This window comes from Gardnerella nova (assembly GCF_049244055.1).
Classification (GTDB): Bacteria; Actinomycetota; Actinomycetes; order Actinomycetales; family Bifidobacteriaceae; genus Bifidobacterium; species Bifidobacterium vaginale_H.
Map to the genome: position 1 here is coordinate 255803 of NZ_CP058369.1, position 14365 is coordinate 270167.

The 14365-nt window shown below is 45.8% G+C and carries 14 protein-coding genes; 7 read left to right on the top strand and 7 right to left on the bottom strand.

Annotated features, from left to right (window positions below):
* Positions 1–46: 46 nt before the first annotated feature.
* Positions 47–1642 carry an aminopeptidase P family protein gene (locus HXT56_RS01035; RefSeq protein ID WP_116712328.1) on the bottom strand — a complete coding sequence of 532 codons (1596 nt, stop codon included), beginning with the start codon at positions 1640–1642 and terminating at the stop codon, positions 47–49.
* A 230-nt stretch (positions 1643–1872) separates the two neighbouring features.
* Here HXT56_RS01035 and HXT56_RS01040 point away from each other — a divergent pair, with 230 nt between their 5' ends.
* Positions 1873–3348, top strand: coding sequence for a bifunctional folylpolyglutamate synthase/dihydrofolate synthase (locus HXT56_RS01040; protein ID WP_421778217.1), 1476 nt, complete (start codon positions 1873–1875; stop codon positions 3346–3348).
* A gap of 204 nt (positions 3349–3552) precedes the next feature.
* Here HXT56_RS01040 and HXT56_RS01045 read toward each other — a convergent pair whose 3' ends face one another.
* Positions 3553–5343, bottom strand: coding sequence for a UDP-N-acetylmuramoyl-L-alanyl-D-glutamate--2,6-diaminopimelate ligase (locus HXT56_RS01045; RefSeq protein WP_421778218.1), 1791 nt, complete (start codon positions 5341–5343; stop codon positions 3553–3555).
* An 88-nt stretch (positions 5344–5431) separates the two neighbouring features.
* Positions 5432–6211 (bottom strand): exonuclease domain-containing protein, encoded by a 780-nt coding sequence (locus tag HXT56_RS01050; RefSeq protein ID WP_421778518.1) that lies wholly within the window; start codon positions 6209–6211, stop codon positions 5432–5434.
* Positions 6212–6326: 115 nt separating this feature from the next.
* On the opposite strand from HXT56_RS01050, the gene HXT56_RS01055 reads away from it, so the two are divergent.
* Complete coding sequence (locus HXT56_RS01055) at positions 6327–6971, top strand: sigma-70 family RNA polymerase sigma factor (protein ID WP_421778219.1); 645 nt, start codon at positions 6327–6329, stop codon at positions 6969–6971.
* A 55-nt stretch (positions 6972–7026) separates the two neighbouring features.
* Here HXT56_RS01055 and HXT56_RS01060 read toward each other — a convergent pair whose 3' ends face one another.
* The 4 genes from HXT56_RS01060 to HXT56_RS01075 all read right to left on the bottom strand — a co-directional run bounded on the left by HXT56_RS01060 (position 7027) and on the right by HXT56_RS01075 (position 10355).
* Complete coding sequence (locus HXT56_RS01060) at positions 7027–7101, bottom strand: 50S ribosomal protein bL37 (RefSeq protein WP_369803150.1); 75 nt, start codon at positions 7099–7101, stop codon at positions 7027–7029.
* 182 nt (positions 7102–7283) lie between these two features.
* A complete protein-coding gene (ybaK, locus tag HXT56_RS01065) occupies positions 7284–7784 on the bottom strand; it encodes a Cys-tRNA(Pro) deacylase (RefSeq protein ID WP_250309970.1) in 501 nt (166 codons plus the stop codon).
* Positions 7785–8020: 236 nt separating this feature from the next.
* Positions 8021–9076, bottom strand: a complete 1056-nt coding sequence (gene gap, locus HXT56_RS01070; RefSeq protein WP_116712321.1) for a type I glyceraldehyde-3-phosphate dehydrogenase — start codon at positions 9074–9076, stop codon at positions 8021–8023.
* A 481-nt stretch (positions 9077–9557) separates the two neighbouring features.
* Positions 9558–10355 carry a thiamine diphosphokinase gene (locus HXT56_RS01075; protein ID WP_116712364.1) on the bottom strand — a complete coding sequence of 266 codons (798 nt, stop codon included), beginning with the start codon at positions 10353–10355 and terminating at the stop codon, positions 9558–9560.
* Positions 10356–10765: 410 nt separating this feature from the next.
* On the opposite strand from HXT56_RS01075, the gene infC reads away from it, so the two are divergent.
* From infC to HXT56_RS01100, 5 genes are all read left to right on the top strand, one after another.
* The gene (gene infC / locus HXT56_RS01080) at positions 10766–11503 is read left to right on the top strand and encodes a translation initiation factor IF-3 (protein ID WP_205727527.1); all 738 of its coding nucleotides are present in this window, start codon (positions 10766–10768) and stop codon (positions 11501–11503) included.
* On the top strand, positions 11484–11678 hold the full coding sequence (gene rpmI, locus HXT56_RS01085) for a 50S ribosomal protein L35 (protein ID WP_004128670.1): 195 nt from the start codon (positions 11484–11486) through the stop codon (positions 11676–11678). Before infC ends, rpmI begins: the two co-directional genes overlap by 20 nt.
* A gap of 79 nt (positions 11679–11757) precedes the next feature.
* Positions 11758–12141, top strand: coding sequence for a 50S ribosomal protein L20 (rplT, locus tag HXT56_RS01090; RefSeq protein ID WP_004105106.1), 384 nt, complete (start codon positions 11758–11760; stop codon positions 12139–12141).
* Between the two features lie 131 nt (positions 12142–12272).
* A complete protein-coding gene (xerD, locus tag HXT56_RS01095; protein ID WP_421778220.1) occupies positions 12273–13244 on the top strand; it encodes a site-specific tyrosine recombinase XerD in 972 nt (323 codons plus the stop codon).
* Between the two features lie 129 nt (positions 13245–13373).
* Positions 13374–14213: a ParA family protein gene (locus tag HXT56_RS01100; RefSeq protein WP_116712319.1), complete on the top strand. Its 840-nt coding sequence runs from the start codon at positions 13374–13376 to the stop codon at positions 14211–14213.
* Positions 14214–14365: the final 152 nt, after the last annotated feature.

Below are 14365 nucleotides of genomic sequence, written 5' to 3' on the forward strand. Positions count from 1 at the left end.
GCGTGTTACTGTTCGTGAGAACGCACCATACGTATTTTAGAAAATATTAATGCTCGAAAATATCATTTTTTTGAGCGCGATCAGCCATCCAAGCTTCAACATCCTCAATCTGCTTTGGAATGTCGATAGAAAGCCATTCTGGGCCGTTTTCGGTCATCAGCACGTCGTCTTCGATACGAATTCCAATGCCGCGCATTTCTTCTGGGAGCATTAAATCGTTCGCAGCAAAGTACAAGCCTGGTTCGATCGTGAAAATCATGCCCGGCGTAATCTTTGCGCCTTGATAAGACTCGTAGCGTGCTTGCGCGCAGTCGTGCACGTCCAAGCCGAGATGGTGAGCTACACCGCATGCGTGCCAGCGGCGATGTTGCTGTCCTTCTGGAGAAAGTGATTCTTCAACGCTCACCTTCAAAATTCCCCACTCGTGCAAGTGCTCTGCAAGCACGCGCATGCAGGCGTGGTGAATGTCGGAGTACGTGGCACCTGGCTTAGCAGCCTCAAAACCGGCTTGTTGAGCATCCAACACGCACTGGTAAAGCTTCTTCTGCAAATCAGTAAACTTGCCGTTTGTTGGGAAGGTGCGCGTAATATCTGCGGTGTAGAGGCTGTTGACTTCCACGCCTGCATCAATAAGCAGCAATTCACCGTTAGAAACTACGCCGGTGTTTCGCATCCAATGCAAAATTGGCGCGTGCTTGCCGGAGGCAACAATCGTATCGTATCCAACTTCGTTGCCTTCTTCGCGAGCGACGGAATTAAACGCGCCTTCAATCATGCGTTCGGAATGTTCCTTGCCAAGAGCTTGAGGCAAGCGTGTAAGCATGCGGTCAAAGCCGAGTTTTGTAGCGGCCACAGCTTTGCGCATTTCGCGAATTTCGTAATCGTCTTTAAGCATGCGCGCTTCTGCAGCGAACTCGTGTAGTTTGTCGTCGGCGGAAGTGTTTGCATCTTCGTCGGTAAATCCGCTTGCTTCACGCATTGTTTCAACTTTTGCGGTAAGTTCAGGGTCGGTTTCGCGAATAATGCGTACTCGAACGCCTTCGCCGTTAGCGTCGTCGCTTACGTTCTTAGCAAGAGCGTCTTCAAGCTCAGCAATATCGCGCGTTTCGATGCCGGTCATGGCTTTAAGTTCCTTCAAGCCGGCGCGAGGACCAACCCAATATTCACCGTAGTGAGGATCTTTATAGAATGCTGCAGTGCTGTTATCTGCGCGTGGAGCTACAAAAAGCTCAGGAATATGTGTTTTTCCAGCTTTAGCTTCTTCGCTTTCTTTTTCAACAGGTTCCATTACGAGTACGGCACCTGCTTCGTAATCCTGGCCTAAGCCGGTGTAGTAAGCAAAAGTAGTGTCTGGACGGAAAGCGTAATCGCAATCGTTATTGCGCACTTTTGGCTGACCTGCAGGAATAATTAAACGTTCGCCTGGGAAGCGCTTTGAAAGAGCTTCTAAACGTGCTGGAATGTACTTGCTGGATTCAAGAGGCTTAACTTCTGGCTCCTGATTATCCCAGCTGCTTGTCATAAAATCTTTGAAAGAGTCACTATTTGGACGAAGGGAGCGATTGTTTACGCGGTCTTCTGCTTTTTGTGTGCCGTCAGCTTTCAGTTCTTCACCGTGTTCAGTTGGTGTGTGTTCTGCCATTTGCGAGACTCCTTAACTCTTCTTTTCGTATGCAAATTTTCGTATGCAAATCGTACTAACGAACAATAAACTAACATAGTCGTATTTATTGTTTTATGCGAGTTTTTATTTAATAAAGTTGCAATATTTTATAAATTAGTTGTCAGTTTAATGTGCGTGTGTTGTTGGCATAAACTAATCTATATATTTGGAAAATGAGTAAGTGAGCACAAAATTAGGGGAGTGTAGTTATGTCTATGGAACATCCAAATCGTAACAGTGAACGCATTATTGACGTTGAGCGCAATATTATGAGCCGCGCGCCTGAACATAATAAAACTAATCTCGACTTAGACAGGATGCGCTTAATTCTTGATATTCTTGGTCATCCGGAAAAGTCTATGCACGTTATTCATATTACCGGCACGAACGGCAAAGGTTCTACAGCTCGCATGGCCGAGTCGATTTGCCGCGCGTACGGTTTGCGCACAGGACTTTATACTTCTCCACATTTGGAGCGCATAAACGAGCGCATTATGATTGACGGCCAGGAAATCGGCGATGACGATTTTGTGGACGTTTGGGATCAAATGAAAGATATTATCGACATGGTTGACGCTCGCATGGAGGCTGACGGTAAGCCAAAAATGAGCTTCTTTGAAGTGCTTACAGCCATGGCGATTTGGGCTTTTGCGGACGCTCCTGTTGACGTTGCTGTTATGGAAGTTGGCATGGGTGGCGAATGGGATGCCACGAACGTTATGAATGCGGATGCTGCAATTATTGGCCCTGTGGATATGGATCACATGCAGTGGCTTGGAAACACTGTTGAGGAGATTGCTCGCACGAAGGCGGGCATTATTAAGCCAAATTGCACGGTAATTTTGGGTCCTCAGCCGCATGAAGATAAGGTTTTGCCAATTATTAAGGAAGTTGCCGAGCGTAATCATGCCACATTGTTGCGCGATTCTTCTTATGGTGACGGCGAGCTTGAAGTTGTGTCTCGCACTCCTGCGGTTGGCGGCCAGGTTGTTACTTTGCGCACGCCTCTTGGCACTTATGAGGATGTGCCAATCGACAAGTTTGGTGAGCATCAGGCACATAATGCTTTGGCGGCGCTCGCTGCTGCGGAGGTTGTGTTGCCGGTAAACGGTGCCTTGGATGGTGATTTGGTTGCTGAAGCGTTAAGCCAGGTTAAGGTTCCGGGGCGCATTGAGCAGGTTCGTACTTCGCCGACTATTATTATTGACGGTGGTCATAATGTGAATGCGGCTGAGTCTCTTCGTAAAACGATTGAGGAAAACTATCATTTTGAGCAGCTTATTGGTGTTGTTGCGATGATGGCAGATAAGCAGGTTGAAGAATACTTGGGTGTGCTTGAGCCGGTTTTGACGAAGATTATTGTGACTCGCAATTCTTGGCGCGACCGTGTAATGGATCCGGAAGATCTTGAGAAGGTAGCTGTAAGCGTATTTGGTAGGGATCGCGTGATTCGCGTTGATGAACTGCCAGATGCTATTCAGACGGCTGTGAATTTGGTTGATGAGGACGATGAGCTTGGCGTGGGCTATGGTCACGGCGTGCTTATTTGCGGTAGTTTCGTCACGGCAGGGGATGCGCGCACAATGCTTGTTGAGCATGTGAATCCAGACTTAACAAAGTCGAAAGAGCAGCGCGTTGTGATTCACCCAAATATTGACGAATCTGGCAGTGATAGTCGCGAGTAGTAGGCGAAATTACTTTTGTAAGCCTTCTACTATTAGATAATATTGGCTAAACGGTGCAGATTATAAACCGTACTATAATCAGGATTCAAATCGTTTGAGGTTTGAATCCTGATTGCTTTAAGATTCTAAAGATATGGTTACGTGGCGATTTTTCTGTTGCGTCACTAGTTGTGTTACTAATTATATCGCCTAATAACCGTCGCCTTATTGAATTCCAAAGAGACGCTTTACAACGAAAGAATCACCCTCGTAAGGTATGTGTTTGTTGTGTAATTTAATCCAACGTTCGTCGCCTTTTCCTATTACCAACAGAATGTTGCGTCTTTTTTCTTCCTGCGTACTTTTTTGGGCTTCAGCGTATGCAGTTTCGATTGCTTGGGTCCTGTCGAGAATGATTTGTGAGGCAACGTGTGGGTTTGTTACGTAACCTTGCATAATTGTGCAAATATCGGATACGCTTTCCGTATTAGTATCTTCGGCTGTAAAAATAAACTCGTCAATGCGATTTTGTGCCGCGTCAACAATTTCCTTGCGCCTATCGACAGCCTTGTCTCCTGTGGATCCGGTAATTAGAGTAATGCGAGGATTCTCGTTGCCGTAACGTTCTTGTACAAAATCGATAACTGATTTTGTAGAAATATAGTTGTGTGCGTAATCGACCACAGCGACCATGTTGGAATGAGTGTCGTTAAACACTTCCATACGCCCTGAAATAGTGATTGTTTCGATTGCATGTAAGGCTTGTACGTCGTCACCTATTCCGAGCTCGTTGGCTATAGCGATTGCGGCGGTTGCGTTTTCATAGTTAAAGGATCCTGCAATTGATAGTGTAAACGTGTCAATAGGATTGTAATGCGCTTCCTCTAAAGCATTTTCACAATTGCTTTCGTTTTCGCAATTGTCGTTACCGTTATTGCTTTCAGAGGCAAGTTTTGCAATATAGTAAGTTTCGCTGTGAGAATCTACCGGTATTGCTGCGTAATCCGGAAGCATAAGTTTAGGATAGTTGTCTAAAGTATCCGTAATTTTTTCTTCGCAGATTGTGTTGCTGTTGTCGCTGTTAGTATTGTCAGCTTCTTCTTCATCTTTGAAACGCGCTACGGTGGTTACTTTTGTATGATGCTGTTCGGCATCCTGCATTAGTAAGTCAGCGTGATCAGTATCAGCGTTAAGTACCAAGCATTTGGAATTTGCAATAAGCTGACGTTTGCAGTACAAGTAGTCTTCAAAAGTTGGGTGCTCAATCGAACTAATGTGGTCGGGACTAATATTCAAAAATGCGCCAACATCGAATTTTAATCCGAACACTCGGTCCACTTTGTAAGCTTGAGAGGAAACTTCCATCACCAGGTATTGCATGCCGTTATCCACTGCTTCGCGCATCATACGGAACGCGTCCAGGCTTTCTGGAGTAGTTAAATTCGATTCCGTGTAATGCTTTCCATCCAAGCAGTTGTCTACTGAGGAGAATAGTGCTGCTTTGCCGTGGGAATGTGCATTGAGAATGGCGTGGGTAAAGTAAGCTGTGGTCGTTTTGCCTTTAGTTCCCGTAATTCCAACGATACTAAGATGTTCTTGAGGGGAACGATAGTATGCTGCAGAAAGCACGCTCATTGCTTTTCGTACATCGTTAACAATAATTCCAACAGCGTGAGTGTTTTGTGCATAGCTTTGTTCAGAAACGTACGCTATAAGACCTTTTTCGTCTGCTCCATTAAGATATTCGGCTTTAAAGTTTCCCTTAACAAATAAGAGCGTGCCAGGCTTAATATCGCGGGTGTCGTAAGTTATGTGCTCAAAAGCTTCGTTGGCTTTCACTGTTTCAAAATCTGATGCGTTCAAAGACCAGATTTCGTTTCTTACGTGGGTAGTGTCGGCGTCGCTCGCGGATTGAGTGGCATTGTTGTGGCGATACTGAATCATTTCACGAAGCAGACCGTAGTGTTGCAATAGTCTGCTTGCTGATTCTAGTGACAGTGTATCTTGCGTAGTCATGGTTGCTTCTTTCCGCAAATATTCCTTTTTTAATAATTAACTTGTAATGATAACCTACGTGAAGGTATTCGCGTTGCGTAAGTGTGTTTTATAACCAAGTGCCAGTAATTGGTTCTTTTCCGTGCGCTTGAAGCCAAGTATTGAAACTATCCCGCCATTTTATGTAGGCTGCACGCTGCCATTGCATAATATCGCTGAGTGGTAATCTTCCAACTGACTCATGAAGTTCGCAGATAGGTGCAATTAAATCAAGTGCTGCAACTGTGTCGGCTGTAGCGTCGTGGAAGTCTCCAATTGGTTCAACGCCGTAATATTGCGAGGTGAGAGTTAGCGTGCGTTTTCCTGTTCGTCGGGAAATAGTGCGATCAATAACAAGAGGGTCAACAGTTAGCACGTCTTCTTGCGTAAGCGTGTTGATAGTGCTCGTTGGTCGCTGATTTAGTGGCGTGAGTTGCCAACGCTGTAAATCGTGCCGCAACATCGTTACGTCAAAAGGTGCGTTGTATGCCAGAAGTGGAATATTTTTTGACTGAGTTGCGCTGATAACTTGCGCCAGTAATTCGAGTTCTTGCGTAGGCTCGCCGCCGTGTGCTTGAAGATACTCGTCAGTAAATCCGTTTACTTCGCTTGCTTTAGGATTCATAGGTTGATGTGGATTAATCAACCAAGTAGATACTGTGTCTCCTTTGTGACCTAACGCAGGGTTGCGAAGTACGAGAGTTGCAGATACGATGGCATCTTTGCCAAGGGTTGCTCCCGTTGTTTCTGTATCGAAACCAAGCAACCATGATTGTGCAAGCGGTGTGTTTTCGCTTTGCGAAGGCGCTGCAGCGATTGCATCTAATAATTCTTGAATGTATGTCGGCATACGCATAATCTTACCGCAATATGCAGTTATGATAAGTATATATTTTGCAATACGAGCTTAGCAGTTGGGAGAAGTAACTTTTTACCTACTAAATACCAACCTTCTTGCGAGTATCATGGATAGTATGAATAAGCAACATCATGTAGTAAGTGTTCAGCACGATACTACTAAGCCTAACTACTCGCTTACTTCACGCGCGTCTCATAAGATTCACAATCGCCGACATGAGCAATTTGAGCAGCTTATTCGGCCTTGCGTAGATGCTCTTTATACTCAAGCTATGCGCTTAACTCACAATTCTCAAGACGCTCAAGATCTCGTACAAGATACGTTCGAGCGTGCGCTTAAAAGTTTCTCCACATTCCAACCGGGCACTAATTTTGGTGCTTGGGTTAATCGTATTGAACGAAATTTGTATTTTAACCAATATGCTCAGGCAAAACGTCGCCCTCAGCGTGCTAACGATGCTACGGGGGATTATGACGATTGGGATATTTATGAAGCGTCAAATCATAATCCGAGTGGATTGCTTTCAGCCGAGCAAGAATATTTAGAAGGTTTTGCACCACAAGAAATTATGGCGGCATTAAATACGTTGCCTCCGGAGCGTAAAAAAGTTTTTGTTGAAGCTGCTATACGCGGGAAGTCGTATAAGCAGATTGCACAAGAAGAAGGCGTAAAAATTGGTACGATTATGAGCAGATTAAATCGTGCTCGTGCGCAATTGAAGCGCGAACTTGCTGATTATGCGAATGAATAACAAAAAAGCCCGTGAATTATCACGGGCTTAATAGTATGTATAAGCGAACTACAGCTTAAGCATTTGGCCTTTTGCCATGATTCGCTGCTTTTTTACGACGCGCCTTGCGCTTGCGGCCACGCATACCCATAATGCACTCCTTAACGTTTAATGAACAACCTTAGGGATTATCGCACGTTGCCAAGACGTTACTGCGTTATCTGTCTATTTTTGGCGACATTTCCTTCAGTGTGTTCGGCACTTTGCTGGTACTTACGGTAAGTAATATCACGCTAGTATCAACGCAAATGTCTGCAATTAGTAAATGTACTCTTATGCGGCAATATCTGCTACTGTTGCGCTCAATAAGGTAACAATATCCTTAGGATTGAGGACAACGTCAAGTCCACGCTTTCCTCCCGAGACGAGAATCTCATCAAACTGCATAACGCTGCTGTCGAGTACTGTTTCGTGATGCGTTTTCTGCCCGAATGGTGAAATGCCGCCAACAACGTAGCCGCTTTCACGTTGAGCAACTTCAGGACTTGTCATACTCGCTTTTTTAGCGTGTACTGCGCTCGCAATTGCTTTCATATTAAGGCGTCCGTTTACTGGAACTATGCCAACCACTCGCTTTTCGCCCGTGTCTACCATCAGTGTTTTGCACACCTGAGCTGCGCTAACTCCGAGTTTTTCTGCTGCTTCTATGCCGTAGCCGTCGTCCATGTGATCGGCGTCGTGATCGTACTCGGCCACTCTAAAAGCGATACCAGCTTCCTCAAGTTGGGCGATTGCTGGTGTTGCTTTGCCGGTTGCTGCATGTTTTTTACTCATTGCGCTTCCCCTTGTTGTTTTGTATTGCTATAGCAATTGTGATACATGATATGCTATACCGACTATTGACTTAACGCGTATTGACGTATTTTAGAGACTGCGTCGATTGTGTGTCGTTCATTTATTTTTTGAATAATTTCATAACAAAACCCCTTGCGTTGCTTTAGATAAGCTCACAAGGGGTTTTGTTAATAATATTCGTCAATCAGATTTTACTGACTGCTTTACTTAAAATTTCACTCGGAGATTTCAGCGAAGTAAAGCAGGGTGCGAATCATGTTGGAGGTGAAGCCGTACTCGTTGTCGTAGAAGGTAACGGTACGAGCCAAGGTGACACCGTCAACAGTGTTCACATCGGTCTGAGTTGGATCGAAAACGCCACCGTGGGTGTCGCCGATGATGTCGGAGGACACGATGCTGTCGGCATTGTAACCGAAGTACTCGCAGTTCTCGAAAGCCTTCTTGAAGGCTTCGTTGATTTCTTCAGCGGTTGCTGGCTTCTCAAGAACAGTGGTCAATTCGGTGACGGAACCATCTGGAACCTGAATGCGCTGAGCGTGACCCTGGAGCTTGCCGTTGACCTCTGGCACAACCTTGCCGATTGCCTTAGCTGCACCGGTGGAGTGCTCGATGGTGTTGCAAGCTGCGGAACGGTTGTTGCGTGGCTTGGAGCCGCGTGGGCCGTCAAGAATCATCTGAGTGCCGGTGTAAGCGTGGATGGTGGTCATGAAGCCGGACTTAATGCCCCAGTTATCCTGCAGCAACTTGACCATAGCGGCCATGGAGTTGGTGGTGCAGGAGCCAGCGGACACGATGTTATCGGTTGGCTTTAAGATTTCGTGGTTCACGCCAAACACGACGGTTGGGGTGGTCTCGTCCTTAGCAGGAGCAGAGATAAGCACCTTCTTGGCGCCAGCGTTCAAGTGAGCCTGGGACTTTTCTGCAGAAGTGTAGAAACCGGTGCATTCAAGCACGAATTCAACGCCATCGTTCTTAACCCATGGAATGTTGTTAGCATCTTTTTCAGCGTATACCTTGTAGGTCTTGCCATCTACGACGATTGCGTCTTCGGTGGAGGTCACCTCAACTGGGGTGCCGTCATCGTGACGGAAGGTGCCGTGGGTGCTGTCGTACTTCAACAAGTAAGCAAGCATAGAAGGAGTGGTCAGATCGTTGATGGCTGCGACTTCGATGTCACCGGCTTGACCGCCACGAGCCTGAAGCTCGAATATGCGGCGGAATGCGAGACGACCGATGCGACCGAAACCATTAATACCAATCTTGACTGTCATGTGGTTCTCCCTTGAGTGAGACCTCGTGCGCAACGTTTAAGTCACGCGATTTTCGCGATGAAAACTCACGCATTGTGGTCATCTTTATTGAACTAGCGGTGTTCATTTTAGTGTGCGGTGTGTACGAAGAGTTGACATATAGCTCACTTTTGTTGGGATATGGTGGTGTCGTGATAGTGAGCGTTAACATGCTGTGTTTTTTGAGTGTTTCTGTGCATTTTTTGATATATTAACGTTGCGTTTTGCTCGTACTTGCGCGGTAAATTTCTGTTCATTTGAACATATACTACGATGCGACTGCCGTTACGACACGTTTGCTGTTGCGTTACGTTTGCTATGAATTATTTTTTGAAAAGTAGAAATAAGCAAGCGAGGTGATGAAACGCTTAAGAAGAAACGTAACAATATAGAGAAGGCTGGCGAGTATTGAGTGGAAAAAATACTCGCCAGCCATATTTGCGCGGAAAATTCGTCGCGCAACTTACTCACTGTACGTCATAGATTCTGCAGCTGCAGTCGTGGAATCAGTTGGTGTTACTTCACTATCTAATGGTACTGCAAGTGCTTCAGATACTGACATATCAACTTCTCCCAAGTCTCCAACAGGTCGCTTAAACCAGCTCACCTGAGGAAGTGGAGTATCTATTGGGAACGTTACAATAAGTGTGCCTTCGTGAACATCTATATGAGCCGGCGTATTGTCCAATAATTCATTACTCAATCCCTGAACAGCATCGCCGTGCATGGTGGCATGGCTAAGCTGATATTTCAACCCCAGTTCGTTGACATCGGTTGAAATAGGCGTATGAGAAAATACAGAAACAATGCGTGAACTATTTCCGCTCGATGCAGGAAAATCAAGAGATCCGTCGTGAATAGCGGTAACGATTTGGCCGTCACCATACAAAAAGCCTATGCCACCTCGGATTGCAAGGCGCACCATCAGCTGAATGTTGGAAATAGTATGGTCAACGCGTCCACCAAGTCCTCCGAAAATATGGAATTCTCGTGAACCTTTTGACCAACCAACCTTCAATGCTGAGAGCAAATCCGGATCGTCTTTTTCTGCAGGAAGACGAGTAATTATTGCATCAGTTGGCAATTTAAGTCTTACGGAATCAAAATCTCCAATAAGTGCGTCGACGTGCAGGCCAAGGCTACAAGCGTGATCCCAACCTCCGTCCGCAGCAATAGTGAGAGCGCGGTCAGGCACGTGCTCGCGTGTGTGATCGTAATAATCTCCAGCTGCCAAAACGACGCAGCGTTGCAAAGGTTCCATGCCCTCATCATAACGCTGCATAAGTACTGACGACATTACTTTTCAACAAGAGTTTATAGCAGGCAAGTCAACTGTAATTGTGTTTATTTATAAGGGTTATGCGTATCCTTTTTTGGGGCGATTTTGTTTATGCAGCAAATTCACAAGCAGTTGTGCAGATAATACTCAAATAATACGAACGTTTAACTTAAAGTGCTGCTTGCAACTTTGTCAAGGCTTGTAGTATACTGAACATTTGGCTTGAGTAATCAAGAAAGTGGGATGTCCCCACCTGGAAGCCTACTGTGGTTTCGGGTTCATGACTTCGGTCACGCGTGTTCGCTTTGTTGTAAGCTGCACGTTGCGCTTATATAAGCAATACGTAAGCGTTTTATTGATATGAAGTGTGAATCTCTAAGCTCTTGGACTTCTTGGTGTATTACATCTTACCAATATTTAGAAGGATTGGAGTCATCATTAGCGACGAACCACGCATTAACGACGAGATTCGCGTCTCCCAAGTACGCCTTATCGGACCGAAAGGCGAGCAGGTGGGTGTTATCGCGACCTCAGTCGCATTAAACCTTGCAAGGGAAGCGAACCTCGATCTCGTCGAAGTTGCGCCTACTGCTAAGCCTCCAGTAGCCAAGCTTATTGACTACGGTAAGTACAAGTACAACGAAAAAATGAAGGCTCGCGAAGCGCGTCGCAATCAGAGCACCGCTGAGATTAAGGAAATTCGTTTCCGTCTCAAGATTGATGATCATGATTTCGACGTGAAAAAGGGTCATGTGCTTCGTTTCTTAAACGGTGGTGACAAAGTTAAGGTCACTATTATGTTGCGTGGCCGAGAACAGTCTCGTCCTATTGGTGGCGTTGAACTGTTACGTAGACTTGCAGATGAAGTCAGTGACAGCGGCACCGTTGAGTTTGCGCCGAAGCAAGAGGGTCGCAATATTATTATGACTCTCGCTCCAAAAGGCAAGAAGATTCATACGCAGTCTGAACAGCGTCGTCGTGGCGCTGAATCGCGTGCTGAGCGTCAAGCTCGCCAGGCTGCGCGACTTGCAGCAAAGCAGGAAGTGCAGGCACAAGCTGCAGCTGCAGCACAAGCTATGCAATCCGATCAACATCATAAGGAGGGCAGCAATGCCGAAGATGAAAACTAATTCCGCAGCGTCCAAGCGCGTTCGTCTTACCGGTACTGGCAAGGTGATGCACGATGGTAGCGCCATGCGCCACAACTTGGAGCACAAGTCGGCTCGTAAGCGTCGTGCTCTTTCTGAGGATAAGGTGTTGGCTACTGCGCAGAGCAAGAAGCTTAAGGGCTTGCTCGTTAAGTAAGTAAAAGCAAGTAAACAAGTAAAAATTGCTTGTAAACGAAGACGCAATCGAAAATTTTTAAGAAAGCTGAGGAATACTTATGGCACGAGTAAAGCGCGCAGTAAACGCTCACAAGAAGCGTCGCGTTGTTCTTGAGAGGGCTTCTGGCTACCGCGGTCAGCGCTCCCGTCTTTACCGCAAGGCAAAGGAGCAGCTGCTCCACTCATTCACTTATAACTTCCGCGACCGCAAGGCTCGCAAGGGTGATTTCCGCAAGTTGTGGATTCAGCGTATTAACGCTGCTGTCCGCGCTGAAGGCATCACCTACAATCGCTTCATTCAGGGCTTGCACTTGGCAGGCATCGAATTGGATCGTCGTGCTCTTGCTGAGCTTGCCGTCTCCGATATTGAAGCTTTTAAGGCTGTTGTAGAAGCTGCTAAGGCCGCTTTGCCAGCTGATGTAAACGCTCCAGTTGAAGCCTGATTTCGCTGTAATAGCGTTTGATTTTAAGCCCACCCTTTTTAGGTGGGCTTTTTTATATTAAAATTCGTGTAAGCAACCCTTGCTATTAATCCACGTAAGCAACAATTTACTTATTGGTTATAATAAATTTTATGCGCCAAAATCTTGACTCTGCAAATGCTGCAAACGGTACTACAAGCAATATTCCTAAAGAATTTTTACCTTATATTCAGCAATTTATTGCGCATATTGATATTGAGCGCGGCCTTTCCAAAAGAACAGTATCCGCATACGTTTCAGATTTACAAGATTACACTTTTTGGCTACGAAATATTCGCAATATCAACAGTATTACCACTATTACCCAGTTAGATATTGAATCTTATATACAAACTTTACACGAAGCAGGTTTAGGGACGCGCACGATTGCGCGCAGACTTGCAAGTATCCACGAATGGCACCGTTTTATGCTGTCGCATGGTGACATAAGCAACGATGTTTCCTCTGATATTAAAGCTCCCAAGATTGCCGCGCATTTGCCGGATATTTTAAGCGTGGACGAAATCAGTCGCGTTATTGAAGCCGCGGGAAATTTCGGAAGTTTAGACGCAATTTCTTTAAGAGACGCAGCTTTACTTGAGTTTTTGTACGCTACGGGAGCGCGAATTTCAGAAGCGGTAGACGTAAAGTTTGAAGATCTTGATTTAGACGAATCAGTAGTAAAACTTACCGGCAAAGGTAATAAGCAGCGTTTGGTGCCGGTTGGTGGCTGTGCGGTGCGTGCACTTCGTAAGTATATTCAACAAGCTCGCCCTGTGTTATCCGCCAAAGGCAAGCGTGAGCTGCATACTATTTTCTTAAACAAGCGCGGTAACGCTTTGTCTCGCCAATCCGCATGGGAAGCGGTTACTCAGGCAGGGAAGCGTGCAAAACTTGGTAGGGCTTTGCACCCGCACACACTTCGACATTCGTTGGCGACGCATTTGATTGCGGGAGGAGCTGATGTTCGCACAGTTCAAGAGCTACTCGGACACGCTTCAGTGACAACTACGCAAATTTACACGCATATAAGCCCTGATGCTTTGGTTGAAGCTTATATTATGAGCCATCCTAGGGCTAAGTAGCATCCTAGGGCTAAGTAGGTTGCGTAAATTTCCCGTTAGGGATAATAGTTTGTAATTCATTTTGAAGCTTATACAACGTTTTAGTGCGTTGCGGGTTTCGTGAGTATACCTTTTGCTACAGTAGGGGGCATGCCTACTGATTTGCTTGGACGTGAATATGAAACTTTTCATGCGCCGGAACCGCTTACTTCTCACGGTCCTGCGCGTGTTATCGCTATGTGTAACCAGAAGGGTGGTGTTGGTAAGACTACGAGTTCTATCAACATTGCCGGTGCGTTAAGTCAGTATGGCAGGCGTGTGCTAATAGTGGATTTTGATCCGCAGGGTGCGGCAACTGTTGGTCTTGGTATTAATGCCAATGCTCTTGATAATACGGTTTATACTGCATTGTTCGATTCTTCGGTAGATGTGCACGATGTTATTCGGCATACTAATACCGAAAATATTGATATTATGCCTGCGAATATTGATTTATCCGCTGCAGAAGTTCAGTTGGTTACAGAAGTTGGCCGCGAGCAGATTCTAGCAGGCGTATTGCGTAAAGTGCGTGACGAATACGATGTGATTATTATTGACTGCCAGCCTTCGCTTGGTTTGCTTACAGTTAACGCTTTAACTGCTGCAGATGGTGTTATTATTCCGCTTGCTGCAGAATTCTTTGCTCTTCGTGGCGTTGCTCTTTTGATGCAGTCTATTGAGAAGGTTCAGTCGCGTATTAATCCAAATCTCAAGGTATTTGGCGTTTTGGTCACCATGTACACGCGCACTTTGCACAGTGAAGAAGTGCTGCAGCGTATCTACGAGGCTTTCCAAGATCGTGTTTTGCACTCCGTAATTTCTCGCTCTATTAAATTGCCGGATTCTACGGTTGCGGCTGTTCCTATTACTATTTTCGCCCCTGAGCATAAGACTGCTAAAGAGTATCGCGAAGTTGCGCGCGAGTTGATTGCTAAAGGCGTGGTTGCGTAAGTCCTTTTGGCTGCTAGCTAGCGTAGTTTAAACGCTGTCTGCGCTCACGAGTAGAATCGGTGCGGTTTGGCAGCTTGCCTATTTTTTGGTGTTTGCCAATAATGAATTGCTACTATTTGTGCTTTGTTTAGAGCGTAAATGGTTGCGCATAT